Raw genomic sequence first — 252 nt, 5'->3', positions numbered from 1 at the left:
GCGCGTCGAACAGCTGCTGCAGCGTATGAAAGAGAGCGGGCAGGTGCGGATGCGCATCGCTCTCGGCAACTATTTCACCGGGCCGGGCAGCATTGCGCGCTCTTACCGCACCGCGCGCACCACCATGATGGTCGGCAAGCAGCGTATGCCGGAGCTGCGCAGCTATTTCTATCAGGATTTAATGCTGCCGGTGCTGCTCGACAGCCTGCGCGGCGGCTGGCAGGCGAATGAGCTGGCGCGTCCGCTGGCGAG

1 pseudogene is annotated in these 252 nt (G+C 64.7%); it reads left to right on the top strand.

Annotated features, from left to right (window positions below):
• Positions 1 to 252, top strand: a pseudogene (locus B3797_RS00055) (carbohydrate diacid regulon transcriptional regulator CdaR); the annotation flags it as partial.

This window comes from Pantoea sp. UBA5923, from assembly GCF_002431095.1.
Lineage (GTDB): Bacteria > Pseudomonadota > Gammaproteobacteria > Enterobacterales > Enterobacteriaceae > Pantoea > Pantoea piersonii.
Note: the sequence above shows the minus strand (reverse complement) of the source record. Positions and strands in the feature narration are given on the sequence as shown.